At 74.6% G+C, this 24685-nt stretch carries 24 protein-coding genes, 1 tRNA gene and 1 pseudogene; 13 read left to right on the top strand and 13 right to left on the bottom strand.

The genetic code is table 11. The annotated features are described in order from the left end of the window. Window positions 1-28: 28 nt before the first annotated feature. Window positions 29-229 (bottom strand): annotated as a pseudogene (locus ABZ881_RS10230) (formate/nitrite transporter family protein); the annotation flags it as partial. Window positions 230-387: 158 nt separating this feature from the next. Between ABZ881_RS10230 and ABZ881_RS10225 the strand changes: the two are divergent. The 5 genes from ABZ881_RS10225 to ABZ881_RS10205 are packed head-to-tail and all read left to right on the top strand — an operon-like array spanning window position 388 to window position 6022. Further along, window positions 388-2688 (top strand): ATP-binding protein, encoded by a 2301-nt coding sequence (locus ABZ881_RS10225; RefSeq protein ID WP_358483462.1) that lies wholly within the window; start codon window positions 388-390, stop codon window positions 2686-2688. Beyond that, window positions 2664-3314 (top strand): response regulator, encoded by a 651-nt coding sequence (locus ABZ881_RS10220; protein WP_358483460.1) that lies wholly within the window; start codon window positions 2664-2666, stop codon window positions 3312-3314. The genes ABZ881_RS10225 and ABZ881_RS10220 overlap by 25 nt, the downstream gene beginning before the upstream one ends. A gap of 54 nt (window positions 3315-3368) precedes the next feature. Further along, window positions 3369-4304, top strand: a complete 936-nt coding sequence (locus tag ABZ881_RS10215) for a SurA N-terminal domain-containing protein (protein ID WP_358483459.1) — start codon at window positions 3369-3371, stop codon at window positions 4302-4304. Continuing rightward, complete coding sequence (locus ABZ881_RS10210; RefSeq protein WP_358483458.1) at window positions 4301-5236, top strand: MazG family protein; 936 nt, start codon at window positions 4301-4303, stop codon at window positions 5234-5236. The genes ABZ881_RS10215 and ABZ881_RS10210 overlap by 4 nt, the downstream gene beginning before the upstream one ends. 45 nt (window positions 5237-5281) lie before the next feature. Beyond that, the gene (locus tag ABZ881_RS10205; RefSeq protein WP_358483455.1) at window positions 5282-6022 is read left to right on the top strand and encodes a lytic transglycosylase domain-containing protein; all 741 of its coding nucleotides are present in this window, start codon (window positions 5282-5284) and stop codon (window positions 6020-6022) included. A gap of 19 nt (window positions 6023-6041) precedes the next feature. Here the strand turns inward: ABZ881_RS10205 and efeB are convergent, their stop codons facing one another. The 4 genes from efeB to ABZ881_RS10185 all read right to left on the bottom strand — a co-directional run bounded on the left by efeB (window position 6042) and on the right by ABZ881_RS10185 (window position 9838). After that, entirely contained in the window at window positions 6042-7274 is a 1233-nt protein-coding gene (gene efeB / locus ABZ881_RS10200) for an iron uptake transporter deferrochelatase/peroxidase subunit (protein ID WP_344026668.1), read from the bottom strand. After that, window positions 7271-8410, bottom strand: coding sequence for an iron uptake system protein EfeO (efeO, locus tag ABZ881_RS10195; protein ID WP_358483454.1), 1140 nt, complete (start codon window positions 8408-8410; stop codon window positions 7271-7273). Before efeO ends, efeB begins: the two co-directional genes overlap by 4 nt. A 14-nt stretch (window positions 8411-8424) precedes the next feature. After that, window positions 8425-9243: an iron uptake transporter permease EfeU gene (gene efeU, locus ABZ881_RS10190; RefSeq protein ID WP_358483453.1), complete on the bottom strand. Its 819-nt coding sequence runs from the start codon at window positions 9241-9243 to the stop codon at window positions 8425-8427. A gap of 193 nt (window positions 9244-9436) precedes the next feature. Beyond that, window positions 9437-9838, bottom strand: coding sequence for a tetratricopeptide repeat protein (locus ABZ881_RS10185; RefSeq protein ID WP_358483451.1), 402 nt, complete (start codon window positions 9836-9838; stop codon window positions 9437-9439). 140 nt (window positions 9839-9978) lie between these two features. Between ABZ881_RS10185 and eno the strand changes: the two genes are divergently transcribed. The 3 genes from eno to ABZ881_RS10170 all read left to right on the top strand — a co-directional run bounded on the left by eno (window position 9979) and on the right by ABZ881_RS10170 (window position 12523). Further along, on the top strand, window positions 9979-11274 hold the full coding sequence (gene eno, locus ABZ881_RS10180) for a phosphopyruvate hydratase (RefSeq protein WP_358483450.1): 1296 nt from the start codon (window positions 9979-9981) through the stop codon (window positions 11272-11274). A 120-nt stretch (window positions 11275-11394) separates the two neighbouring features. Continuing rightward, window positions 11395-11973 (top strand): septum formation initiator family protein, encoded by a 579-nt coding sequence (locus ABZ881_RS10175; protein ID WP_344026658.1) that lies wholly within the window; start codon window positions 11395-11397, stop codon window positions 11971-11973. A gap of 40 nt (window positions 11974-12013) precedes the next feature. Further along, window positions 12014-12523, top strand: coding sequence for a DUF501 domain-containing protein (locus ABZ881_RS10170; RefSeq protein ID WP_344026835.1), 510 nt, complete (start codon window positions 12014-12016; stop codon window positions 12521-12523). A gap of 112 nt (window positions 12524-12635) precedes the next feature. Here the strand turns inward: ABZ881_RS10170 and ABZ881_RS10165 are convergent, their stop codons facing one another. Next, window positions 12636-14300: an acyl-CoA dehydrogenase family protein gene (locus ABZ881_RS10165; protein WP_358483448.1), complete on the bottom strand. Its 1665-nt coding sequence runs from the start codon at window positions 14298-14300 to the stop codon at window positions 12636-12638. Between the two features lie 86 nt (window positions 14301-14386). Between ABZ881_RS10165 and ABZ881_RS10160 the strand changes: the two genes are divergently transcribed. Both ABZ881_RS10160 and ABZ881_RS10155 read left to right on the top strand, forming a co-directional pair. Beyond that, on the top strand, window positions 14387-15340 hold the full coding sequence (locus ABZ881_RS10160; RefSeq protein WP_358483447.1) for a Ppx/GppA phosphatase family protein: 954 nt from the start codon (window positions 14387-14389) through the stop codon (window positions 15338-15340). Further along, window positions 15337-16053 carry a uracil-DNA glycosylase gene (locus tag ABZ881_RS10155; protein WP_358483445.1) on the top strand — a complete coding sequence of 239 codons (717 nt, stop codon included), beginning with the start codon at window positions 15337-15339 and terminating at the stop codon, window positions 16051-16053. The genes ABZ881_RS10160 and ABZ881_RS10155 overlap by 4 nt, the downstream gene beginning before the upstream one ends. Window positions 16054-16193: 140 nt before the next feature. On the opposite strand, the gene ABZ881_RS10150 is transcribed toward ABZ881_RS10155, so the two are convergent. Both ABZ881_RS10150 and ABZ881_RS10145 read right to left on the bottom strand, forming a co-directional pair. Then, window positions 16194-16526 carry a hypothetical protein gene (locus tag ABZ881_RS10150; protein ID WP_358483444.1) on the bottom strand — a complete coding sequence of 111 codons (333 nt, stop codon included), beginning with the start codon at window positions 16524-16526 and terminating at the stop codon, window positions 16194-16196. Window positions 16527-16553: 27 nt separating this feature from the next. Continuing rightward, complete coding sequence (locus ABZ881_RS10145) at window positions 16554-17372, bottom strand: class I SAM-dependent methyltransferase (RefSeq protein ID WP_358483443.1); 819 nt, start codon at window positions 17370-17372, stop codon at window positions 16554-16556. A 34-nt stretch (window positions 17373-17406) separates the two neighbouring features. Between ABZ881_RS10145 and ABZ881_RS10140 the strand changes: the two genes are divergently transcribed. Further along, window positions 17407-17480: transfer RNA gene (locus ABZ881_RS10140), tRNA-Leu, on the top strand. 356 nt (window positions 17481-17836) lie between these two features. Here the strand turns inward: ABZ881_RS10140 and ABZ881_RS10135 are convergent. The 3 genes from ABZ881_RS10135 to ABZ881_RS10125 form a co-directional block, all read right to left on the bottom strand. After that, window positions 17837-18505, bottom strand: a complete 669-nt coding sequence (locus ABZ881_RS10135) for a cation transporter (protein ID WP_358483442.1) — start codon at window positions 18503-18505, stop codon at window positions 17837-17839. Next, window positions 18502-18822 carry a metalloregulator ArsR/SmtB family transcription factor gene (locus ABZ881_RS10130; protein WP_358483441.1) on the bottom strand — a complete coding sequence of 107 codons (321 nt, stop codon included), beginning with the start codon at window positions 18820-18822 and terminating at the stop codon, window positions 18502-18504. The genes ABZ881_RS10135 and ABZ881_RS10130 overlap by 4 nt, the downstream gene beginning before the upstream one ends. Before the next feature lie 416 nt (window positions 18823-19238). Beyond that, entirely contained in the window at window positions 19239-19616 is a 378-nt protein-coding gene (locus tag ABZ881_RS10125) for a DUF4345 domain-containing protein (RefSeq protein ID WP_358483439.1), read from the bottom strand. Between the two features lie 225 nt (window positions 19617-19841). Here ABZ881_RS10125 and ABZ881_RS10120 point away from each other — a divergent pair, with 225 nt between their 5' ends. Then, window positions 19842-20231: a nuclear transport factor 2 family protein gene (locus ABZ881_RS10120; protein WP_358483438.1), complete on the top strand. Its 390-nt coding sequence runs from the start codon at window positions 19842-19844 to the stop codon at window positions 20229-20231. Window positions 20232-20235: 4 nt separating this feature from the next. Here the strand turns inward: ABZ881_RS10120 and ABZ881_RS10115 are convergent, their stop codons facing one another. Next, window positions 20236-20592 (bottom strand): GNAT family N-acetyltransferase, encoded by a 357-nt coding sequence (locus tag ABZ881_RS10115; RefSeq protein ID WP_358483436.1) that lies wholly within the window; start codon window positions 20590-20592, stop codon window positions 20236-20238. A 588-nt stretch (window positions 20593-21180) separates the two neighbouring features. Here ABZ881_RS10115 and ABZ881_RS10110 point away from each other — a divergent pair. Then, window positions 21181-21822 (top strand): LysE family translocator, encoded by a 642-nt coding sequence (locus ABZ881_RS10110; protein WP_358483434.1) that lies wholly within the window; start codon window positions 21181-21183, stop codon window positions 21820-21822. Here ABZ881_RS10110 and ABZ881_RS10105 read toward each other — a convergent pair. Continuing rightward, window positions 21797-24673 carry an FAD-linked oxidase C-terminal domain-containing protein gene (locus ABZ881_RS10105; RefSeq protein ID WP_358483432.1) on the bottom strand — a complete coding sequence of 959 codons (2877 nt, stop codon included), beginning with the start codon at window positions 24671-24673 and terminating at the stop codon, window positions 21797-21799. The genes ABZ881_RS10110 and ABZ881_RS10105 overlap by 26 nt on opposite strands. Window positions 24674-24685 lie beyond the last annotated feature (12 nt).

Here is a 24685-nt window from a genome sequence, read left to right as displayed (position 1 = left end):
CGCCCTTCAGGTACAGGTACCAGTAGGCGAGCGCGACGAACACAACGCCGCCGACGAGATTGCCGACGGTCGCGATCGACAGGTTGACGGTCACGTCGGACCAGGTCAGACCGGGGACACCGGCGAACATCGCGGCCGGCAGGAAGAACATGTCGGCGACCATGTGGTCGAAGCCCATCGCCACGAACGCCCTGATCGGGAAGAAGATCCCGAGGATCTTCCCGGTGATCCGTCGGAGGCGAGCGAGAGCCAGATCGCCAGGCAGACCAGCCAGTTGCAGGCCACCGCGCGCAGGAACACCTCCCAGGCGCCGTGTGACGAGATGTTCGGCACCCGGGAGCCGGACCGGGCTAACGGGACGGCCGGAGACGCGACACCCTCTCCGTGATGTTCCGGACCTCGCCGGCAGAGGAGGCTGCGACCACGCGGTTCCTGGATCGCCGGGGCCGCCGGTACGCGGTGTCCGCGCGGGCCGTCGTCGGGATCCTGGCGGCCGGGCTCGCGCCGTTCGCCGGACCGCCCGCCGGGGCGTGGCTGTGCGGTGCGGTCGCGGTGGCCTTCGCCGGATGGAACCTGCTCCACCTGCACTGGGCGCGCACCGGCCGCCCGGCCGGGGTGGGCCGGGCCGATCCGGCGGTGGTCGCGCTGCTGGCGCTGGCCCAGCCGTGGCTGGTCGATCCGGGGCTCGTCGCGCTGCAGCTCGGCTGGGTGGCGGTGGTGGTGTCGTTCACCGCGATCACCGTGCAGTGGTACAGGCCGCCGCTCGCCGGCGCGCTGACCGCGGTGCTGCTGGCCGGCGCCTACCTGGCCGGCTGCCTGCTCTCCGGGCTCGGTCCCGGCGAGGCGCTGCTGGCCGGGGGCGGCGCCTGGATGCTGGTCGGCGCGGCGCTGTCCCGGCTGCTGCGGGTGCTGGTCGTGCGGGCCGGCCAGGACGCCGACGCGCTGCTCGCCGACCGCTTCGCCACCGAGCGTGCCGCCGCCACCGAGGCCGCCCGCCGGGCCGAGCAGCGCCGGCACTGGGCGGCCGTGCACGACACCGCCGCCGGGACCCTGCTGATGGTCGGACTCGGCGAGGTGGGCGGCCGGGAGCCCTGGCTGCGGGGGCAGGTGGACCGCGACATCGCGACGCTGGAGGGCCGGTCCGCCGATCCGGCTCCGTCGCTGGCCCGCACCGTGGCCCGGTCCCGGGTGCGGGTGCGGCCCGAGCCCGTGCCGGCCTACCCGGGTCTGCCCGGGCCCGCGCTCGCCGCGCTGGACGGCGCCGTCGGCGAGGCGCTGGAGAACGTACGCCGGCACGCCGGGACCGGCGCCGCCCGCCTCCGGCTGCACCCGCGCGACGGCGGCGTCCGGATCGAGATCACCGACGACGGCGGCGGGTTCGATCCGGCGTCGGTGCCGCGCGGCCGCACCGGGCTGCGGACGTCGGTGGCCGGACGGATGGCCGGCGCGGGCGGCCGGGCGACCGTGGTGTCCGCGGCCGGCCGCGGCACCACCGTGACCCTCGACTGGCCCGCCCCGGACCGGCCCGCCCCGGACGGACCCGAGCGGCCCGGCGGCTCCGGCCGACCGGGTGCGGCGGACCCGGGGGTGCCCGCGCTGCGGCTGCTGCGCGGGCTGCGGCTCGCGCAGTCGCTGGTCGTGCTGGTCGTGCTGGTCGTGTTCTGCCTGGGGAACCTGCTCGCCACCGCGGAGCTGTACCCGGCGCCGTGGGCGGCCTGGATCTGGTTCGCCGGCATCGCCGCCGTCGCGCTCGCCGACCTGGCCCTGGTGACGGCCGACCGGTACTGGGGTGCGGTGCGGCTCCCGGCGGCCGCGTTCGTGCTGCTGATGGCGCTCGGGGCGACGCTGTCGCTGCCCGCCGACGGGCTCGTCCGGCCCGCGCACTGGACGCTCGGGGTGACCGGCTTCCTCGGGGTGCTGCTGTTCTGCGACCGGCGGCTGCGCTGGACCGTCGGGTTCATCGTGACGCACGTCGTGCTGATGGCCGGGGTGCTCGTGCTCCGCGGCCGCGCCGATCCGGCCACCCTGGTCGAGTTCGGCATCGTCGTGGTCGGCGTGGAGGGCCTGCACCTGGCGGTCGCGCTCGGCGCGGTGGCGCTGCGCACCGTCGCGGCGGAGACCACCGCGGCGGCCGCCGCGCGGGCCGCAGCCGTGACCCGGGAGGAGATCGCGCAGCGGGTGCACGGCGACCGGGAGCGGCGCTACGCGGCCCTGCGGGCCGGGGTGCTGCCGCTGCTGCGCGGCCTGCGGGACGGCTCGCTGGCCCCCGGCGACCCGGACGTGCGGCGCCGCGCCGCCGTCGAGTCGGCCCGGATGCGCCGGCTGTTCGCCGCCGGTGACGACGGCGGCGAGCTCGCCGGCGAGCTGGAGGCGCTGGTCGAGCGGGCCGAGCGGCGCGGCCTCGTCGTGCGGTTCGCCGCCGCGGCGCCCGGGCCCGAGCCGCCCGCGCAGGTGCGCCGGACACTGGTCGGCCACGTCGGTGCGATGCTGGCCGCCGCGACCGGCACCGCCCGGGTGGCCCTGCACGCCGACGACGGCGGGCTCGTGCTCGCCGTCGTCGCCGAGCTCGGTGCGGGCCGCGGCCCGCGGCCCGTACCCGGTGACGGGTCCGGGATCCGCACCGAGATCCTGGAGCACGAGGGACGCACCTGGTTGGAGGTCAGATGGCAGCAGCGGTCACCGCGGTGATCGTCGACGACCATCCGGCGATCGTGGAGGGCGTGAGCGGCTGGTGTGCCGCCGCCGACCCGCCGATCACCGTGCTGGCGGCCGGGCCCGGTCCGGAGATCGCGTCGACCGGCCCAGGAGCCGCCGCCGACGTCGTCGTCCTGGACCTGTTCCTGGGCGGCTCGGTGCCGGACCTCGCGGTGCTGCGCGGCCTGGTCGAGGCCGGCCGCAACGTCGTCGTCTACTCCCAGGACGAGACCCCGGAGACCGTGCTCGGCTGCGTCGATCTCGGCGCGTCGAGCTACCTGGCCAAGTCCGAGGGCGCCGGGCACCTGGTCGCCGCGGTGCACGCGGCGGCCCGTGGCGCGTCGTACACCGGGCCGGTGCTCGGCGGCGTGCTCGCCGGCGACCGCCGCCCGGAGCGTCCGGTGCTGTCGGTCCGGGAGCGGCAGGTGCTCCTGGCCTGGTTCGAGTCCGAGTCGAAGACCCTCGTCGCGCACCGGCTGCACCTGTCGGCGAAGACCGTCGACACCTACATCGCGCGGGTCCGGGCCAAGTACGCCGACGCCGGCCGGCCCGCACCGTCGAAGGCCGCGCTGGTGGCCAGGGCCCTGCAGGACGGCCTGGTGGAGCTCGGCGAGCTGTGACCGGCGCCGCCAGCCGCCGGAGACCGCCGCCACACCGCGTGAGAGGCTGGGCCGGTGCGCACACGGACGGGCAGGTTCACGGCGGCCCTGGTGATCGTCTCGGCGCTGGTCACGGGCTGCGGTGCCGGTCCGAACCGGGCCGACTCGGCCGCGATCGTCGGGCAGACCTCGATCCCGCTGGACGAGACCCAGCAGTCGATCACCGACGTGCTCGTCCGGCCCGGGCTGGTCGAGGGGCTGGCCGCGCAGGGCGGCTCGGAGGCCGACATCGGCCGCGCCGTGGTGTCCCAGCTCGTCATCCGGGACCTGCTCGGCCGGGCGGCGCAGGAGCAGGGGATCACCGTCAGCGACCAGCAGGTCGACGCCGCGGTCGCCGAGGCGGGCGGCCCGGAGGCGGTCACCGCGAGCTCGCTGTCGGTGGGCGGGGCGCAGGCCGCGGTGCGGGACCGGCTGACCCTCGCCGCGCTGGCCGGCCGCGATCTCGACCGGCTCTCGGTCACCGCCGACGTCGCCATCGCCGAGTCCCGCGAGCAGGCACTCGACCTGGCGCGCGAGGTCGCCGCGGGCGGCGAGCGCGCCGAGCGGGCGCTGGCCGGCGCCGGAACCACCCAGCGGGACCTGGCGATCCGCCCCGCGGAGACGCCGCAGGCCGCGCTGACCCCGCTGATCGGCATCCCGGCGGGCTGGGTCGCCGCGTTCCAGCTGGGCACCGGCCAGGGCTGGGTGGTGGTCCGGGTGACCGACCGCACCCTCGACGCGCAGGCCCCGCCGGAGGGCGGCGCGGTGGACCGGCTCGACCCGGAGACGCTGTCCGAGGCCGGGATCCGGCTGCTCACCCCGACCGCGCTGCGCGCCGGGGTCGAGCTGAACCCGCGCTACGGCAGCTGGGACCCGATCCAGATGCTCGCCGTGCCGGGCGCGGACGAGGCGGCGACGCTGCTGCCGGTGTCCACCGGGGCCGGCACCGGATCCGGTGCGCTGACGCCGTGACGGCGACGGTCGTCGCCTGCCCGCGCCGCGGGGCCGCGCTGCCGGCGGCGGCGGTACCCGCGCTGCGGGCGGCCACCGCGGTGCTCGCCGATCCGGGGCTGGAGGCCGGTGCGGCCGCCGGTGCGCAGGACTGGGACGGCACCGATCCGGCGTCGCTGCCCGACGGCATCGTGCTGCTGGTCCCGGCCGGTCATCCGGCTGCCCGCCCGGACCGTCCGTACGGCACCGTCGCCCCGCCCACCGGGCACGCCGTGCTCGACGCGATCGCGGTGATGGACCGGCTCCGCTCGCCGGGCGGCTGCCCGTGGGACGCCGAGCAGACCCACGTCTCGCTGCTGCGCTACCTGGTGGAGGAGTGCTACGAGCTCTACCAGGCGATCGAGGACGGCGACCGGACCGAGCTGCGCGAGGAGCTCGGCGACGTGCTGCTGCAGGTGCTGTTCCACGCCAGGGTCGCCGCCGAGCACCCGGACGACCCGTTCGGCATCGACCCGGTCGCGACCGGCCTGGTCGACAAGCTCGTCGGGCGGCACCCGCACGTGTTCGGCACCGGGGAGCGGGTGGCGACCGCGCAGGACCAGGACCGCCGCTGGGACGAGCTGAAGCGGGCCGAGAAGCAGCGCGAGTCCAGTGTGGACGGCGTCGCGACCGCCCAGCCGGCGGTCGCGCTGGCCGCGAAGCTGGCCTCCCGCACCGCCCGGGCCGGGCTGCCCGCGGACCTGCTGCCCGGCGGCGACGGGCCGGGCGAGCAGCTGTTCCGGCTGGCCGCGACCACCCAGCTCGGCGGGGGTGATCCGGAGGACGCGCTGCGCGGCGTCGCCCGCGCGTTCGACGCCCGGGTGCGCGCCGCCGAGAAGGCCGCGGCCGCCGACGGCCGGGACCCGCACGCGCTGACCGCCGACGAGTGGCGCCGGTACTGGCAGACCCCCTGAGCCGGGTCACCCGGCCGGGTGCTCCCGGTCGGTACGGTGGACGGGGTGCGTATCCGATCTCTGGCGGCAGGTGTCGGCGGGATCCTGGCCCTGGTCCTGCTGGTCGTGCTCGGCCTGCTGGTCACCGGCCCGGGCCCGGGCGGACCGGGCCGGACGCCGGTGGACCGGGACAGTCCGCCCCCGGCCGCGGCGACCCTGCCGGACGGCACCGATCCGGTCGCCTGGGCCGGGGCGACCGCGCCGGGCGCCGACATCCCCGAGCGCACCCTGCAGGCCTACGCGAACGCCGAGCTGCGCCAGCGCGAACGCACCCCGGAGTGCCGGGTCGGCTGGGCCACCCTCGCCGGGATCGGCCGGATCGAGTCCCGGCACGGCACGCTGCGCGACGCGCAGGTGCTTCCCGACGGCCGGGTGCAGCCACCCGTCGTCGGGATCCCGCTGGACGGCACGAACGGCACCAGGCTGGTCCCCGACACCGACGGCGGCCGGCTCGACGGCGACCCGGACCTGGACCGGGCGGTCGGGCCGATGCAGTTCCTGCCCGAGACCTGGGAGCGGCACGGCGCCGACGGCAACGGCGACGGCGTCGCCGATCCGCACCAGATCGACGACGCCGCGCTCGCCGCGGCCGGCTACCTGTGCAGCGGCGACCGGGACGTGACCGACGCCGGGGACTGGTGGGACGGCGTGCTCGCCTACAACGCCTCCGGCGAGTACGCCCGCGACGTGTGGTCGGCCGCCGCGGAGTACGCCGCCCGCACCGCGCCGGCCGGCGACGCCCGCTGACCGGTCGCCCGCCGGGCGGTCAGCCGTCGAGCAGGGCCCGGCCCCAGTGGTCGTCCGGGCCGGTGAGCCCGGGCGGCACCGCGAACAGCGCCGAACCGGTGTGCTCCAGGTACTCCGACATCACGTCGTGCCGGGCGAGTGCGCGCTGCACCGGCACGAACTGGCGCTGCGGGTCCCGGACGAACGCGACGAAGAACAGGCCCGCGTCGAGATGCCCGCGGCCGTCCGAGCCGTCGACGAAGTTGTAGCCGCGGCGCAGCATCCGCACCCCGCCGTTCGCCTCGGCCGAGGCCAGCCGGATGTGCGCGTCGTCCGGGATCACCGGCCCGGCCGGGCCGGTCGCGGCGAGATCGGCGACGTCGAACTCGGCGGTCCCGGTCAGCGGGGCGCCCTCGCCCTTGTCCCGGCCGACGATCAGCTGCTGCTCGTCGAGCGAGGTCCGGTCCCAGGTCTCGACGTGCATCCGGATCCGGCGGGCGACCAGGTAGGAGCCGCCGCGCAGCCAGTCCGGCCCCTCGTCGCCGACCCACACGTGCTCGTCGAGCAGCTCCGGCTCCTCGGCCTTGAGGTTGTTCGTGCCGTCCTTGAACCCGAACAGGTTGCGCGGGGTGGCCTGGCCGGTCGAGGTCGACGAGGTCCGCCCGAACCCGAGCTGCGACCAGCGGACCTCGGTCACCCCGAAGCCGTCGCGCACCAGGTTCCGCACCGCGTGCACGGCGACCTGCGGGTCGTCGGCACACGCCTGCAGGCACAGGTCGCCGCCGGACCGGGCGGGATCGAGCCGGTCGCCCTGGAAGTGCGGCAGCTCGGCCAGCGGGGCCGGCCGGCGGTCGTCGAGCCCGAGCCGGGTGAACAGCGACGGGCCCACCCCGAAGGTCAGGGTCAGCGACGCCGCCGGCAGCCCGAGCGCCTCGCCGGTGTCGGCCGGGGCCACGTTGACGTTGGCCGGGATCGCGCCGCCGTCGGCGGTCTCCAGCCCGGCCGTCATCCGCTCGGCGGCGACCGTCCAGCGCTGCAGCAGGTCGCGGACCGCGCCCCGGTCGGTGCTGGTCAGGTCGAGCGCCACGAAGTGCAGCCGGTCCTGGGCGGGGGTGACGATCCCGGCCTGGTGCGGGCCGCGGAAGTCCACGGTGCCACGCCCGGGTGCGGTCGCCGCGTCCAGCCCGTACCCGGCGGCGACGCCCGCACCGGCCAGCGCCGCACCGGCGCCGGCCAGCCCGAACAGCCGCCGCCGGGAGACCCGCGGCGTCATGCGGTGACGGTCCCCGCGACCTTGCTGACCGGCTCGGACAGCGCGTCGATCGCGGCGGTCATCTTCTTGATGTCCTCCGGCGTGAGCTGGGTGTAGAGCACGTAGCCGTCGCCGTCCCGGTAGCCCTGCAGCAGCTCGTCGACGGCCTGGAACCGCTCGTCCAGCTGCGGGCCCAGCGCCGGGTCCTTCTGGTCGATCACCGGCCGGAGCGCGGCGACCGCGGCCTGCGAGCCCTCCACGTTGGCCTGGAAGTCCCACAGGTCGGTGTGCGAGTAGCGGTCCTCCTCACCGGTGATCTTGCCGGTGGCGACCTCGTCGAGCAGCTCCTTCGCGCCGTTGGCGAGCTGCACCGGGGTGAGCTCGGCGGTCCTGGTGCGGGCGGCGAGATCGTTGATGTCGGCCATCAGCTGGTCGGCGATCACGGCCGAGTCCGGCTGCAGACCGGTGGCCCAGAGGTCCTTCTCCAACCGGTGGTAGCCGGTGAACCCGACGCCGGGATCGCGCTCGTCGTCCTCCCGGCCGTCGATCTTGGGGTCGATGTCGCCGAACGACTCGGCGACCGGCTCGATCCGCTCCCAGTAGGTCCGGGCGACCGGGAACAGCGCCTTGGCCTGCTCGACGTCGCCGGCCTTCACCGCGTCGACGAACTCCTGGGTCTTCGGGACCAGCGCGTCGACCTGCGACGACACGTAGCGGGTGTACCCGGCGGTGGCCGCCGCCAGCTCGGCGTTCGTGTCGGTGGCGCGCTGCGCGTTCCCGGTGACGGTGAACGGGGCGCGGATCCCGTCGCCGGACATCCCCGGCTTGCAGGCGGTCGTGTAGGTGCCGCCGTCCGGGACCTCGACGATCAGGTCCCGGGACAGCCCGGGACCGATGTTCTCGACCTCGCCCATGATCCGGTCGCCGACGCCGTAGAGGTAGAACTCGGTGACCTTGGACCCGGTGTTGGTGATCGCGAACGTGATGTTCCCGGCCGGTGCCGAACCGGCCGAGACCTCGCAGGCGGTGTCGGTGGCGTTCACCGTGATCGGGCCGCCCGCGGTGTCCGCGGGCGGGGCGGTCGAGGTGCAGCCGGCCAGCACGGCGGCAGCGGCGAGGGATGCGAGGCCGGCGGCCGTGCGTGGGGCGGTGGACATGGTTCTCCCGGGTTTCAGGTGGTGGTGCGGGTGGAGCGGCGGGCCGGGCGCAGGAACAGCGCCAGCACGACCACGACGTAGACCGACCAGACGACGGCCTCCAGCACGGTCGTCCGCGGCGAGAAGTTGAAGATCCCCTTGAGCAGCGTGCCGTACCAGGAGTCGGCGGGGACGGCGGCGCTGACGTCGAAGGCGAGCGTGTTCAGGCCGGGCAGGATCCCGGCCTCCTGCAGGTCGTGCACACCGTAGGCGAGGATCCCGGTGGCGACGAAGACCAGCAGGAAACCGGTCACGGTGAAGAACCGGCCGAGGTCGATCCGCAGCGCGCCGCGGTAGAGCAGGTGGGCCAGCAGCACCGCGACCGCGATCCCGGACAGGAAGCCGATCAGCGGCCCGGTCGTCTCGCCGGCGGCCTGCGCCGCGGCGAAGAAGAACACCGCCGTCTCCAGGCCCTCCCGGCCCACGGCCAGCGCGGCCATCAGCACGACGGCCCACCGGCCCATCCCGATCGCGGCGTCCAGCCGCCCCTCCAGCTCGGCCGACAGCGTGCGGCCGTGCGCGCGCATCCAGAAGATCATCCAGGTGACGAAGCCGACCGCGATGATCGACAGCGAACCGCCGAGCGCCTCCTGGGCCTCGAAGGTCAGCGCCTGCTGGGTCAGGGTCAGCCCGAGCGTCACCCCGACGCTGACGGCGACCGCGAGGCCGACCCCGAGCCACACCCGCGGCAGCTCGGCGCGGCGGCCGGTGCGCACCAGGAAGGCCACCAGGATCGCCACCACGAGCGACGCCTCGAGACCTTCGCGCAGCCCGATCAGGGCGTTCCCGAGCATGAGCCTCCGACCCCCGGTGGTGACGGCAGTCGCGAGGTCAGGATGCGCTGCCCGGTGTGGAGGCTAGCCTCGCCGTTTCGCTCCGGAACAGGGTCGCGAGTCCTTCCTCCCGGAAGATCCCCGGAGGCCGTGGAGTCCGCTTCGGCCCAGGTCAGGACCTTGGGCCCGGGTGATCAGTGCCGGTCAGTGCCGGTCAGTGCCGATCGGAGCCGACCGCGATCCGGGCCCGGACCTCGCCCAGCGCCTCCTGGTACTCCGGCCGCGGGTCCATCGCCGACGCCATCTTCAGCGACGTCTCCGCCTCGCCGAGCCGGCCCTGCCGCTGCAGCGTCTTGCCGAGTGCGAAGCGGGCGTAGTGGTCGGCCGGATCGATCTCGATCACCCGCCGGAACGCCTCCTCGGCCTTCTGCAGCTGCGCCGAGTCCAGGTACGCACGACCGGCGAGCAGGTGCACCGAGGCGTCCGGCGAGCCGCCCGGGCCGAGCACCGTGCGCAGCGCGTCCAGCGCCTCCAGCGGCCGGCGCCGGGAGAGCAGCTCGTCCGCCCGGCGGAACGCGGCGACCGGGTCCGTGGGGTTCGGGCGTGGACTGCTCATGGTCACCCCCACGTTAGGTGTGATCCACGTTCGACGCGAGGGGTTGACACCGGGGACCGTGACGGAAGCGTCCCTCCCGCGTCACGCCGCTGTGACTACGCTGGCGCCGGACACGACCGGCGATGCGAGAAGGAGTGACGGTGGCGGTCATCGAGCAGGTCGGGGCACGCGAGATCCTCGATTCACGGGGCAACCCGACGGTGGAGGTCGAGGTCGCGCTGGACGACGGCACGCTGGCCCGTGCCGCGGTTCCGTCCGGCGCCTCGACCGGCGAGCACGAGGCCGTCGAGCTGCGCGACGGGGACCCGAAGCGCTACGGCGGCAAGGGCGTCGAGAAGGCGGTCGCGGCCGTCCTCGACGAGATCGGGCCGGAGCTGGTCGGGGTCGAGGCGGTCGACCAGCGGCTCGTCGACCAACGGCTGGTCGATCTCGACGGTACCCCGGGCAAGTCGAAGTTCGGGGCGAACGCGCTGCTGGGCGTCTCGCTCGCGGTCGCGAAGGCCGGCGCCGAGTCGTCCGGCCTGGAGCTGTTCCGCTACGTCGGCGGCTCCAACGCGCACGTGCTGCCGGTGCCGATGATGAACATCCTCAACGGGGGAGCGCACGCCGACACCTCCGTCGACGTGCAGGAGTTCATGGTCGCCCCGATCGGCGCGGAGACCTTCCGGGAGTCGCTGCGCTGGGGCGCCGAGGTCTACCACGCGCTCAAGTCGGAGCTGAAGGACAAGGGACTGTCGACCGGGCTGGGCGACGAGGGCGGCTTCGCCCCCGACGTCAAGGGCGGCACCCGCGGCGCGCTCGACCTGATCGCGGCGGCCGTGCAGCGGGCCGGCTACACCCTGGGGACCGACGTCGTGCTGGCGCTCGACGTCGCCGCCACCGAGTTCCACGACGGCGGCAAGTACTCCTTCGAGGGCAAGAAGGTGTCGTCGGACAAGCTCGCCGAGGTGTGGGCCGAGCTCGTCGACGCCTACCCGCTGGTCTCCATCGAGGACCCGCTCGACGAGAACGACTGGGACGGCTGGGTCGCGCTGACCGAGGCGATCGGGGACAAGGTGCAGCTGGTCGGCGACGACCTGTTCGTCACCAACCCGGAGCGGCTGGAGGACGGCATCGCCCGCGGCGCCGCGAACGCGCTGCTGGTGAAGGTGAACCAGATCGGCACGCTGTCCGAGACCCTCGACGCGGTGACGATGGCGCACAACGCGGGCTACCGCTGCATGATGAGCCACCGCTCCGGCGAGACCGAGGACGTGACGATCGCCGACCTGGCCGTCGCCACCGGCTGCGGCCAGATCAAGACCGGCGCCCCGGCCCGGTCCGAGCGGGTCGCGAAGTACAACCAGCTGCTGCGCATCGAGGAGCTGCTCGGCGACGCCGCCCGCTACAACGGCGAGCTCGCGTTCCCCCGCTACCAGGTGCCCGGCCAGGGCTGAGCGGCCGATCCGGGTGCCGGGCCGGGTTCCCTCGGCGCGGCACCCGGACCGACGCCCGATCGGGCGGCATCCTGGGGGTGACGGACACGCAGCGGTACCGGTCCGGGGGAGGAGGACGCCGTGGGGGACACGCGCAGCCGTGGCCGCGACGCCAGGGCGCGTACCTCCGGCACCGGCCGGGGTCGCGCCCCGGCCAAGCCGCGGACCGCGCCGTCGGGCACCCGTAACGGCACCGCGCGCTCCCGGCCGGCCGGGCCGCCGCCGGCCCGCCCGCGGCTGACCCGGGCCCGGTCGAAGGCGGGCGAGGTCGTCGCGCGGACCACCGGCCTGCTCGGGCTGTCGTCGACCAAGCGCGCCGCGATCCTGGCGATCGTGGTGTGCGCGCTGGCGCTGACCGTCGCGGTCCCGCTGCACAACTACGTCGCCCAGCGCCAGGAGCTGGCCGCCGTCTCCGACCGGCAGCAGGCGCTGGAGGCCGAGGTCGACCGGCTGTCCGCGGACCGGGCCCGGCTGTCCGACCCGGCGGAGGTGCAGGCCCAGGCCAGGACCCGGCTCGGGATGGTGCAGCCGGGGGAGACGCCCTACGTCGTGCAGTTCCCGGCGCCGCCGGAACCGGTCGTCGACGACGGGCAGGCCGAGCCCGGCGTCCCCTGGTTCACCACCCTGTGGAACGACGTCACCGGCGAACCGCGACGATGACGGGGTGAGCCCGCAGTCCGATCCCGAGCCCGATCCCGTCATCCGCGCACCCGGACTCGAGACCGGCCCGCCGTCGCAGGCGGATCTCGACGCCGTCGCCCGGCAGCTCGGCCGGGCCCCGCGCGGGATCCTGGCGGTCGCCTACCGCTGCCCGTCCGGGCATCCGGCGGTCGTGCAGACCGCGCCCCGGCTGCCGGACGGGACCCCGTTCCCGACGCTGTACTACCTGACCTGCCCGCGCCTGGCGTCCCGGATCGGGACCCTGGAGGCCGACGGTCGGATGCGCGAGATGGAGGCCCGGCTCGCCACCGATCCGGAGCTCGCCGGGCGCTACCGGGCCGCGCACGAGCGCTACCTGGCGGAGCGGGACGCGATCGAGCCGCTGGCCACCCATCCGGACGTCACCGCGGGTGGCATGCCGGACCGGGTGAAGTGCCTGCACGTGCACGTCGCGCACGCGCTCGCCGCCGGATCCGGGGTGAACCCGTTCGGCGACGAGGCGCTCGACGAGCTCGGCGCGTGGTGGCGGCACGGCGACTGCGCCGGGTGAGTCGCCGGTCACCGTGCGGTTCGGTCACCGGAACGGTTCGGTGGCCGACGCGGGTGTGCCGGTGCTGCGATGGCTGCTCGGCGAGGGCCGGACGTGATGTGATCGGCTCCCCTCAGAAGCCCCCGGCCGCCGTGGTCGCCCGCTCCAGCACGGCGTCCACCGTGCTCCCGCCGGGCCGGGTCCCGGCCGTGCGCAGCGGGCCGCCGGCGTCCAGCCGGGTCGCCAGGAAGGTCTCCGCGACCGCGGCCGGGGCGTGCCGGACGAGCAGCGAGCCCTGCAGCGCGAGCGCGGCCAGCTCGGCGAGCCGGCGGGCCCGGCGTTCCTGCGGTGCGGCCAGCTCGGTGCGCAGCGCGGCGGTCGTCGCGTCCAGGCGCGGGTCCCGCCCGGCGGCCAGGTCGATCTCGGTGAGCAGTGCGTCGACCGCGTCCGGCTCGCGGGTGATCGCGCGCAGCGCGTCGAGCGCGGAGACGTTGCCCGCGCCCTCCCAGATCGAGTTGAGCGGCGCCTCCCGGTACAGCCGGGGCAGATCGGACTCCTCGACGTAGCCGTTGCCGCCCAGGCATTCCAGTGCCTCCGCCACCACCGCGGAGGTCCGCTTGCACACGAGGTACTTCGACACCGGCAGCGCGAGCCGCAGCAGCGCCGTCTCGCCGCGGTCCACCGCGCCGGCCAGCCGCATCGCCAGCACGGTGGCCGCCTCGGTCTCCGCGGCCAGCTCGGCGAGCACCTCGCGCATCAGCGGCGCCTCGATCAGCCGGGCGCCGAACGCCGACCGGTGCGCGGCGTGGTGCGCGGCCTCGACGACGGCGGCCCGCTGCGTCCCGGCGGCGCCGAGCACGCAGTCCAGCCGGGTCATCGAGACCATCTCGATGATCGTCCGGACGCCGCGGCCCTCGTCGCCGATCCGCCAGCCGACCGCGCCGGTGTACTCGATCTCCGACGACGCGTTCGACCGGTTGCCCAGCTTGTCCTTGAGCCGCTGCAGCCGGATCGCGTTGCGCGTGCCGTCCGGCAGGACCCGCGGCAGGACCAGGCAGGTCAGCCCGCCGGGCGCCTGGGCGAGGGTGAGGAACAGGTCGTTCATCGGGGCCGAGGTGAACCACTTGTGCCCGGTCAGCCGGTAGCTGCCATCCGGTTGCGGTGCGGCCACCGTGGTGCCGGACCGGACGTCGGAGCCGCCCTGCTTCTCGGTCATCGACATCCCGGCGAGCAGGCCGGCCTTGCCGGCCGGGACGGCGAGCCCGGGGGCGTAGCTGCGGGCGGTCAGCCCGGGCTCGTAGGCGGCGGCCAGCTCCGGGGCGTGCCGCAGCGCGGGGACCGCGGCGTAGGTCATCGAGATCGGGCACAGGTGGCCCTGCTCGACCTGCGAGGTCAGATAGAACCCGGCAGCGCGGGTCAGGTGCGCGCCGGTGCCGGGTGCGGCCGCCCACGGGGCGGCGCCGAGGCCGTGCTCGACGCTCACCCGCATCAGCTCGTGCCACGACGGGTGGAAGCCGACCTCGTCGATCCGGTGCCCGGTGCGGTCGTGGGTGCGCAGCTCCGGCTTGTGGGTGTTCGCGGCGCGGGCGTGCTCGCGGTGCGCCGCGGTGCCGACCACGGCGGCCAGCCGCTCCAGCGCGGCCCGGTCGCCGCCCTCCCGGTCCAGCGCCTCGGTCAGCGCCGGGTCGGTGTCGAGCAGGTCGCCGTCCGGTCGCAGCGGGACCTGGTTCGTGACCTCGTGGGTGCCGAGATCGGACACGGGGGCGGGCGTCTCCGGCCGGGCGTGCGTCGTCGTCACTACCCGAGAGTAACTCGACCGGTGGGTCCGGCTCCAGGCTTCCGCGTACGGTGGCGGCGACCGGTCGTCCAGCCCAGGGAGTGCCGATGTCGCGGGTGGCCGCCATCGACTGCGGGACCAACTCGATCCGCCTGCTCGTCGCCGACGTGACCGAGGCGTTCGACGGCGCCAAGGAGCTGCGCGACCTGCACCGGGAGATGCGGATCGTCCGGCTGGGGAAGGGTGTCGACGCGACCGGCCGGCTCGATCCGGAGGCCCTGGAACGGACCCGCATCGCACTCGTCGACTACGCCGTCGCGGCCCGCCGCAAGGGCGCCGAGCGGGTCCGGATGGTCGCCACCTCGGCGACCCGCGACGCCGCCAACCGCGAGGACTTCTTCGCGATGGTGCGCGACACCCTCGGCGTCGAGGCGGAGATCATCACCGGCGACGAGGAGGCCCGGCTGTCGTTCGTCGGCGCGGTCGGCGATCTCGACCCGGACGACGGCCCGTTCGTGGTGACCGACGTCGGCGGCGGCTCCACCGAGGTCGTCGTCGGTGAGCTGCGCGACGGCGTCGCCGAGGTCACCGCGGCCCGGTCGGTGGACATGGGATCGGTCCGGCTGACCGAGCGCTGCCTGCCGTCGGACCCGCCGTCGGAGTCCGAGGTGGAGCAGGCCCGCCGGGTCGCCGCCGAGGTGCTGGCCGAGGCGTTCGCGTCGGTGCCGGTCGAGGGCGCCCGGACCTGGGTCGGCGTCGCCGGGACGATCACCACGCTGTCCGGGATCGCCCAGGAGCTGCCGAGCTACGACCCGGAGAGGGTGCACCTGTCGACGATGTCCCGCGACGAGCTGCACCGGGTCGCCGACCTGCTGATCCACTCCCGGCGCGCGGAGCGCGAGAAGCACGGTGCGCTGCACCCCGGCCGGGTGGACGTGATCGGCGCCGGATCGCTGGTCGTGCAGGCGCTGGCCGACGAGCTGCACGCGCGCGCCGGGATCGACCGCGTGGTCGTCTCCGAGCACGACATCCTGGACGGCATCGCGCGCTCGATCGCATGAGCCTGGCCCTGCTGGACCGGCAGATCGCCGAGTGCCGGGCCTGCCCGCGGCTGGTCGAATGGCGGGAGCAGGTGGCGGAGGAGAAGCGGGCCGCCTACCGCGACCAGGCCTACTGGGGACGCCCGGTGCCCGGCTTCGGCCCGGCCGACGCCGCGATGCTCGTCGTCGGGCTGGCCCCCGCCGCGCACGGCGCGAACCGCACCGGCCGGATGTTCACCGGTGACCGCAGCGGCGACGTGCTCTACGCCGCGATGCACGCGGTCGGCCTGGCGTCGCAGCCGACCTCCGTCCACGCGGGTGACGGCCTGGAGCTGTACGGCGTCCGGATCACCGCGCCGGTGCACTGCGCGCCGCCGGAGAACAAGCCCACCCCCGCCGAGCGGGACACCTGTCGGAGCTGGCTGGAACGCGAGCTGGACCTGCTGGCCCCGACCGTGCGGTCGATCATGGTGCTGGGCGGGTTCGGCTGGCAGGCGCTGCTACCGGTGCTCGCCGGGGCCGGCTGGGAGATCCCGCGGCCGAGGCCGCGCTTCGGGCACGGAACCTCGGTGACGCTGAGCCCGTCCGGCCCCGACCGCTCGCCGCTGGAGCTGTTCGGCTGCTACCACGTGAGCCAGCAGAACACCTTCACCGGACGCCTGACCCCGGCGATGCTCGAGCAGGTCCTCACCGACGCCGCCCGGGCCGCCGGGCTCTCCCCGGCGCCCTGGTAACCGCCCCGCCGGCACGGCATCGCCGCAGGCAGGGGGTCTGTGTGTACCTCGCTTTGCTCTGCTCACATCGCGCGCTGCTCTGCTCACCCCGCCCGCCAGTCACGCCCCGGCGGGAATCGCGCGGTCAGGGCCTCACCGGCTCACGGTTCCAGTGTGACGTCGACGGTGACCCGGCCGGCGTCGCGGACGACGACGCCGTGCCCCACCCGCTCCCGGCCGTCGAGCAGGACCGTGACCGGATGCCCGTCGCCGGTGAAGTTGCGCCACCACGACTTGCGGTCGGGCAGCCCGACCCGCACCAGCACCCGCTCCGGGCCGCCCCGCTCGTAGCCGACCGGGAGACGGACCTCCCGGCCGGACCGGCGTCCGGTGTAGGTCAGGACCGTCATCCGGCCCTGCACCAGCCCGCGCAGCCGCGGGGAACACAACAGGGCATCGACGACGGCGTTGAACGGTCTCGCGACGGTCTGCACGACGGACACGGTCGGTGGCCTTCTCTCTCAGCGGGTGGTGAAGCGGTGCAGGCGCATCGCGTCCTGCAGCGTCGGAAGGTGCCCGGCGGCGGACAGCAGCGGCCGCAGCCACACCCGAGGATGCCGGATCGTCAGCTCGTCGATGATCGCGACGTCGTCGAGCTCGCGCAGCGTGGAGTGGCGGTGTGCGAAGTCGGCCGGGTTCCAGGCCCACCGGAAGCCGGTGCCCAGGGCACGGAACGTCGGGGTCCAGCGGGACATCGTGACCGTCCACGGGGAGACGGCGTCGAAGGCCAGCTCGGCCCGCCGGGTCCCGTCGACGACCCGGTCGACGACGGCGTGCACGGTGGCCGGCCGCAGGTACATGAACAGACCCTCGGCGACGACGAGTGTCGGCCGGTCCGGGGCCACCTCTTCCCACCACGTCTCGCCGGTGACCGAGCCGGGAACCTGCACGACGTGCTCCGGGAAGGTGTACAGCCGCCGCCGGACGTCGATCACCTCGGGCTGGTCGACGTCGAGCCAGCGGACGGTCGGTGGTACCGCCAGCCGCAGCGGGCGGCTGTCCAGTCCGCAGCCCAGGTGCAGCACCTGGCCGTGCGACTCGGTGCCCAGGAACTCCCGGGTCCAGCCGTCCAGCACGGCGGCCCGGGCAGCGACGGTGGCGGCGTCGCCCGCGACCTGCCAGAGGCCGTGCACGTCGTGCTCGATCCGGTCGTAGACCTCCTCGGCGTGCGGGTCGCCGAGCACTGGCCTGCGGGAACGCGCGTCGAGCCGTCGCATGTAGAGGCTCATCAGCAGGGTCGCGGCGGCGCCGCGCAGGTTCACCTTCTCGGTGCCCGCCATCGCCGACCTCCCCGCCTGGCTACGCTGGCGTGGCGCCCCCGTGGCCCAACGGCAGAGGCAAGCCCCTTAAAAGGGTTACCGGTGTGGGTTCGAATCCCACCGGGGGCACCCGTTCCGACCGTGACTCTACGCCTCTGACCAGCGTGTTCGCCCGTCGAGGTGGTGATCTGGTTGTCCGGCTGGTAGGGCGGTTCGCCTTGCGCGACGGCCAGCACGGCGCGGTAGCGCTGCTCGACCACGGTCATGCCCACCAGGACCGATCCCGGCCTCCCACCACCCGCTGACCAGTACGGACAGTGGACAGGAAAGCCGATCAGGCCCGAACGTCAAGCACCGGGTGAGACCGGAACGTCAAGCATCAGCCGGCCCCGTCGCTCGCTCACTACACCTCCGGCCCGTTCGCGGCCGTGGCTCGGCTACCGGCCCCACGTCGACCAGGCGGGGCCGAATCCAGAAGGCGGCCGTCAGCGGCAGCAGTCAGCCGAACACGCGTCGGTATCCCCGGCAGTTCTGGGTTGCGGGGCGCAGCACCCCTCGCCTCGCCACGCGTTCAGACCCTCGCGCACAGCCAGTACCGCGAGCACCAAGGCTGCTATGGGGTCAGCCCACCACCAGCCGAGGGCAGCGTTGAGGACGAGCCCGACCAGCACTGCGGCCGACAGGTAGGTGCACAACAGAGTCTGCTTGGAGTCGGCGACGGCACTGGCTGAGCCGAGTTCGTGCCCGGCGCGGCGTTGGGCCCAGGACAGGAACGGCATGATCGCGACGCTGATCGCGACCAGCACGATGCCCACCGTCGATCGGTCCGCCTCCGCGTCCCCGAACAGGCCTCGCAGTGCCTCGACGGTCACGTAGGCGGCGAGGGCGAAGAAGGAGCACGCGATGACCCGCAGGGCGATGTGTTCGCGGTGGACCGGGTCGCGGCCGGCGAACTGCCAGGCGACGGCCGCGGCGGAGCTGACCTCGATGATGGAGTCCAGACCGAACCCGATCAGGGCGATCGAGGAGGCTGCGTGGCCCGCGGCGATGGCGATCACGGCCTCGACGACGTTGTAGCTGATGGTGATCGCGACGAGCAGGCGGATGCGGTGCGTAAGTACCGCGCGGCGGTCGGCGGAGAGCGACAGAGTCACGACGCCTCCTCCTCGGCCGGCTCCACGGTGCCGTAGTTCGGGCACAGGGCAACCGCGTCCCCGGTCTCGGCCAGCAGCGTCTCGGCGCTGCGCAGGAGATCGATCAGCTCCGGGCGCACAAGGCGGTAGTAGGACTGGCGTCCTTCGGCGCGGGAATCGATGAGGCGACAGTCCCGCAGGCACGCCAGGTGCTTCGACACCGTCGACTGGGCCAGGCCCAGGTGATGGGTCAGATCGACGACACGTGCCTCGCCCTGACCGAGCCGGAGCACGATGGCCAGCCGGGCCGGATCGGCCAACGAGCGGAACAGGGCCACCGCCGGGCCGACGTCAGGACAGCAATTCATCGCCATAAAGCGATGTTAGCTAGGTATGGCGATGTAATGGAACTGCTGGATCCCCCTCGACCGGTTCATGGTCCATGCCGCGGTGCCGGCCGCAAGGGCGCCTGCGGCGTCGCTACGCGATGGCTGCGCCACCCTTGCCCTCGTCACCACGACGAGGAGATCGGCCTATAGGAGGGGGACGGGGGGAGCGGATCGAGCAGCGTCATGCCGAGTACGTGTCGAAGTACGGCGGCGAGGCTGACCCGCGCACACGTTCGCGCTGGTCAGGTGCCTCGGCGAGCGGGCGCCGTGCCTCCCACTAAAGGGTTACCGGTGTGGGTTCGGATCCCACCGGGGGCACCAGATCCGGCGTCGACCCTATGCGCCTGAGCAGCGGGTTCGCCCGGTCACCGGCGCGCGGCCCGCTCGCGCCGGCCCAGCACCTCCGTGACCACCGGGGCGGCGAGCTCCACGGCGAGCAGCGCGTCGTGGAACCGGTGCGGCCGGCCCCGGGTCGCGCGGGTCACCAGCCGCCCGACGCCGCCGAGCGCCATCAATCCGGCGAGGATCCGCAGCCGGTCCAGGTCCGGTTCGTCGTCGGCGGTGGCGTCGAGCCAGGCCAGGCCGTAGCCGGCGAACACCGGACCCATGAAGCGGACGTGCGAGTCCACCGTCGCGTCACCGGTCATGCCCGGCTCGCCGCGCACCCCGCCGACGAGTTGGATCCCGCCGATCGCCATGCACGCCCAGCCGGTCAGCCGTCCCACGGTCCTCAGCGTCGACATGCCGGCATCCTCGCAGGTGCGGGGGCGTCGCCCCACCCGTTTCGCCGGAGGGCGCCGGTCCGTCGTGATCACCGGTTGTGGAGTGCTGCACCCGGGAGTCGGGTGTCCCGCTCCACAACTGGCGATCACCGGGGGCGCGGGCTGGACTCCGCGCGCCGTGGAATGAACGTGACCGCGCCGGGGTTGGGCCGTCCTACCCACTCCTGCACCGGAGGCGAGCGCGCCGTGACCGACACCGACCTGCAGCGCAACAAGGACAACGTCCGGGCGTTCTACGACCTGATGTTCAACCGGAGCCGGCCGGCCGAGGCGATCGAGCGCTACGCGGGGGCGACCTACATCCAGCACAACGTGCACGTCGCCGACGGCAAGCAGGCGTTCATCGACTACTTCGAACGGATGGCGGCGGAGTACCCGGGCAAGTCGGTGCGGTTCGTCCGGGTCGTCGCGGAGGGGAACCTGGTGGTGCTGCACTGTCACCAGAGCTGGCCGGGCGGCGAGGACTACGCGGGTATCGACATCTTCCGGGTCGACGACGACGGGAAGGTCGTCGAGCACTGGGACGTACTGCAGGTCGTCCCGGACACATCGGCGAACGACAACGGCATGTTCTGACCGCTCACCCGCGGCCGAGCCGTTCGAGCGCGGACCCGTCCAGGCGCATGACCCCGATCTCGTCCAGGCCACGTGCCCGCAACCGCTCGTAGAACCGGATCGCGCCGTCGTTGCTGTGCAGCACCCACCACTCCAGCCGCCCGCACCCGCGCTCGACGGCGAGCCGGGCGAAGTGCCCGAGCAGGGCCTCGCCGATCCCGCGCCCACGGTGCCCCGGCTCGACGTAGAGGTCCTCCAGGTGGTGGATGCCCTCCTGGCCGAGGACCGTGCTGTACGCCGGGTAGTGCAGCGCGAACCCGACCGGTCGGTCCGCCACGGTCGCGAGCACGGCCTCGGCGATCGGCCGCGGCCGGTGGCCCACCCGAGCGCACCCAGCATGATCGCGGTGAACGCGGACTGCCGGACCAGTGCGGACGGGCCGACCAGCGGGACCAGGGACAGGACGAGGAAGGCGACCGGGCAGGCGGACCACAGTGCGAGCCAGCGGCCGGTGGACACCCCGACCGGCGTCCCGTCGTAGAAGGGGAAGCCGGCGCCGTCGTCGCGCTCGACCGCGCGACCGAACCGGGCCGGTCCGAGAGCGGTGGCGCCACCCTGCTCGGTGCTGATGGTGGCCTCCTCCGCGGCGCGCGTCGTACCCGGGGAAACCCAGGAGCCGGCGCAGACGGCCGCCACCGGAGCGGATCCGGTGCTCACGCCGGGGCGATCGCTGCGCGGCGGCGTGGATGATCCGGGCGTCGTCCTCGACGCAGACGACCGGCAGGCGGCCGTGTTCGCGCAGCCCGGCCGGGCGCTCCCGGTCGTAGAGGTACCCGGAGCCGTCCACGGTGAACTCGTGCAGGACCTGGGCCCGGCCACGTCCGACTCCTCCGGTCGTTGCGACATGCATCACTCCAGCCGGACGGGAATCCAGTGGTCAGCCGCCGGGCGGGCGTGCTTGGGTCGAGCCGTGATCGAGCTGTCCGCGGTACTGGGTGTCGTCGTGATCGCACTCGGCATGGTCCTCACGCCGGGGCCGAACATGATCTACCTGACCTCCCGGGCGATCTCGCAGGGCCGCCGCGCCGGGCTGGTGTCGCTGGCGGGTACCGCGGCCGGGTTCCTGTGCTACCTGGTGGCCGCCGCGGCCGGTCTGTCGGCGCTGTTCGCCGCCGTCCCGGCCGCGTACACCACGGTGAAGATCGCCGGAGCGGTGTACCTGGCGTGGCTGGCCTGGACCATGCTGCGCCCCGGCGGCCGCTCGCCGTTCCAGGCGCGCGATCTCGCGCCCGAGTCGGACGCGCGGCTGTTCGGGATGGGGCTGCTCACCAACCTGCTCAACCCCAAGATCGCTCTGATGTACGCCGCCCTGCTGCCGCAGTTCCTCAGCCCGGCCGACGGCGCCGCGTGGAGCCAGCTGCTCCAGCTCGGCGCCACCCAGATCGTCGTCGCCGTCGCGGTGAACGCGCTGATCGTCCTCACTGCGGCGTCGGTGTCCGGGTTCCTGGCCGCGCGGCCGCGGGCGATGACCGTCCAGCGCTGGATCGCCGGCACCGTGCTCGGCGGGTTCGCGGTGCGGACCGCGTTCAGCCCCGCGCCGTCGTCTCCGTGACCCGGCCGTCGAGCAGCAGCTCGGCCAGGTGCACCGCGGGGCGCCCGCGCAGGTCGGTGATCTGGGTACGGCAGGAGAACCCGTCGGCCAGCACGACGGCGTCGGGCTCGGCGTCGAGCGCGGGCAGCAGGTTCTGCTCCGCGACCGCCACCGACACCTCGTAGTGCCCCGCCTCGACGCCGAAGTTCCCGGCCAGCCCGCAGCATCCGGACAGCGCCCGGACCGACGCCCCGGCCCGGATCAGCAGCGCCCGGTCGGCCGCCCAGCCCATGACGGCGTGATGGTGGCAGTGCGGCTGGGCGACGACCGTCGTCCCGGACAGGTCCGGCGGGGTCCAGTCGTCCTGCCGGGACAGGAACTCGGCGAGGGTGAACGTGTTGCCGGCGACGGCCCGGGCGTCGTCGGTGCCCAGCAGTTCGACGGCGTCGCTGCGCAGCACCGCGGTGCACGAGGGTTCCAGCCCGACGATCGGGATCCCGGCGGCGGTCGCCGCGGCCAGCTCGCCGGTGGTGCGGCTCAGGATCCGGCGGGCGGCGTCGAGCTGGCCGGTGGAGATCCAGGTCAGTCCACAGCAGAGCTGACGACGGGGGACCTGCGGCTCGAATCCGGCGCGGCGCAGCAGCGCGACGGTGGCCTGCGCGGCGGCGGGGGAGAAGCCCTCGGTGAAGCTGTCGGTGAACAGCAGCACCGGGGTGCCGCCGGTGGCCGCGGCCGAGCCGGTGCGCCGCCACCAGCGGCGGAACGGCGTCGTCGCGAACGCCGGGATCGAGCGCCGGGTGTCCACACCGGCCACCCGGAGCATCAGCCGGCCGATCCCGGGCAGCGTCGCCGCCCGGTTGGCGAGCCGCGGTGCCAGCCCGGCCAGCCGGGCCCAGCGCGGCAGCATGCCCAGCGAGTAGTGCGACCGCGGCCGGATCCGGCCCTTGAAGGCGCGGTGCAGCACCTCGGACTTGTAGCTGGGCATGTCGATCCCGGTCGGGCAGTCCGAGGTGCAGCCCTTGCAGGACAGGCAGAGGTCCAGCGCCTCGTGCACCTCGGGCGCCCGCCAGTCGGTCCGCTCGCCGCGGATCATCTCCTGCAGCACCCGGGCCCGGCCGCGGGTGGAGTCCTTCTCCTCGCGGGTCGCCAGGTAGGACGGGCACATCAGGCCGCCGTGCCCGGAGTTGTCGGCGCGGCACTTGCCGACCCCGGTGCACCGGTGCACGGCGTTGCCGAGGTCGCCGCCGTCGTGGTCGAACCGGAAGCCGCGCGAGCCGACCAGCGGGAGCTCGGCGGTGAGCCGCACCGAGCGGTCGACGGGATCCGGGTCGACGAGCACGCCGGGATTGAGCAGGCCGTCCGGGTCGAAGACCGCCTTCATGCCGCCGAACAGGCGCAACGCCTCCGGCGAGTACATCGTGGGCAGCAGCGCGCTGCGGGCGCGGCCGTCGCCGTGCTCGCCGGACAGCGTCCCGCCGAACTTCGCGACCAGCTTCGCAGCGGCGGCGAGGAAGTCGCGGAACGCGGTGGTGCCGTCCGCGCGGTCGAACGGGAAGTCCAGCCGCACGTGGATGCAGCCCTCGCCGAAGTGCCCGAACGGGGCGGAGGTGAGCTCGTGGGCGGCCAGAAGCTCGTCGAACTCGGCGAGGTAGGCGCCCAGTGAGCCGGGTGGGACGGCGGCGTCCTCCCAGCCGGCCCAGGCGCGCTTGCCGGACGGGGCGATCCCGGCGAGCCCGGCGCCGTCCTCCCGGATCCGCCACAGCGGCGCGGCGACCGCCGGATCGTCGACGATCCGGGTGCGCGCGGAGATCCCGGACCCGGCGAGCGTGGCCGCCCGGTCCATGACCTCGTCCCGGTCGTCCCCGGCGAGCTCGACGAACAGCCAGGCCCGGCCGTCCGGCAGGTCCGGCACCCGGTCCGCGCCCCGCCGGGTGCGGACGACGTCGACCAGCCGGGAGTCGAGCCCCTCGCAGGCGGTCGGCCGGTACCCCGCGACCAGCGGGGCGGCCTCGCCCGCGGCGACGATGTCGTCGAAGCCCAGCGCCACCATCACCCGGTGCGCGGGGTCGCGGACCAGCCGGACGGTCGCCCCGGTCAGTACGCCGAGGGTGCCCTCGGAGCCGACGAGTGCCTGCCCGAGGTCGAACCGTTCGGGGAGCAGGTGCTGCACGGCGTAGCCGGACACCTGCCTGCCGAACCGGTCGAACTCGGTGCGGCCGACGGCCAGGAACCCGGCCATCAGGTCTCGCAGCCGGGGCACCAGGCCGGTGTCGCCGGTGACGGTGGGCCGGCCGGCCGCGTCGTACCCGGTGCCGAGCCGGGCGCCGGACGCGGTGACCAGGTCCAGCCCGGCGACGTTGTCGGAGGTGCGGCCGTAGCCCAGGCTGCGGGCGCCGCAGGCGTTGTTGCCGATCATGCCGCCGATCGTGCAGCGGGTGTGCGTCGACGGGTCGGGGCCGAAGCGCAGCCCGTGCCGGGCCGCCCGGGCCTGCAGGGTGGCCTGCACGGTGCCCGGCTCGACGACCGCGGTGCGGGCCTCCGGGTCGATCGAGAGCACCCGGTTCATGTGCCGGCTGAAGTCCAGTACGAGGCCGGGGCCGATCGCGTTGCCGGCCACCGAGGTGCCGGCGCCGCGGGCGGTGAGCGGCACGCCGAGCTCGCGGCAGACGGCGAGGACGGCGAGGACGTCGTCGGCGGAGCGGGGCCGGACCACGCCCCGCGGCGGGATCCGGTAGAGCGAGGCGTCGGTGGCGTACATCGCCCGGGTGCCGGGGTCGTCGCGGTACTCCAGGCCGTGCCGGTGCAGTGCCGCGGCCAGGGCCGTACCGGTGTCGACGTCGAGCATGCCCGGCCCCTCTCGCGTGGTGGTCACCTGCCACTTGCA

It is taken from the genome of Pseudonocardia sp. NPDC046786 (genome assembly GCF_040645415.1).
Classification (GTDB): Bacteria; Actinomycetota; Actinomycetes; order Mycobacteriales; family Pseudonocardiaceae; genus Pseudonocardia; species Pseudonocardia kongjuensis.
The sequence above is the reverse complement of the archived record's forward strand: the minus strand, read 5'-3'. Positions and strand labels throughout refer to the sequence as shown.

Coding starts and splice junctions, on each gene's coding strand:
- ABZ881_RS10225 (WP_358483462.1), top strand. CDS start 388: ATGTTCCGGACCTCGCCGGCAGAGGAGGCTGCGACCACGCGGTTCCTG.
- ABZ881_RS10220 (WP_358483460.1), top strand. CDS start 2,664: ATGGCAGCAGCGGTCACCGCGGTGATCGTCGACGACCATCCGGCGATC.
- efeB (WP_344026668.1), bottom strand. CDS start 7,274: ATGACGCCGCGGGTCTCCCGGCGGCGGCTGTTCGGGCTGGCCGGCGCC.
- efeO (WP_358483454.1), bottom strand. CDS start 8,410: ATGTCCACCGCCCCACGCACGGCCGCCGGCCTCGCATCCCTCGCCGCT.
- efeU (WP_358483453.1), bottom strand. CDS start 9,243: ATGCTCGGGAACGCCCTGATCGGGCTGCGCGAAGGTCTCGAGGCGTCG.
- ABZ881_RS10185 (WP_358483451.1), bottom strand. CDS start 9,838: ATGAGCAGTCCACGCCCGAACCCCACGGACCCGGTCGCCGCGTTCCGC.
- ABZ881_RS10160 (WP_358483447.1), top strand. CDS start 14,387: ATGTCGCGGGTGGCCGCCATCGACTGCGGGACCAACTCGATCCGCCTG.
- ABZ881_RS10155 (WP_358483445.1), top strand. CDS start 15,337: ATGAGCCTGGCCCTGCTGGACCGGCAGATCGCCGAGTGCCGGGCCTGC.
- ABZ881_RS10145 (WP_358483443.1), bottom strand. CDS start 17,372: ATGGCGGGCACCGAGAAGGTGAACCTGCGCGGCGCCGCCGCGACCCTG.
- ABZ881_RS10125 (WP_358483439.1), bottom strand. CDS start 19,616: ATGTCGACGCTGAGGACCGTGGGACGGCTGACCGGCTGGGCGTGCATG.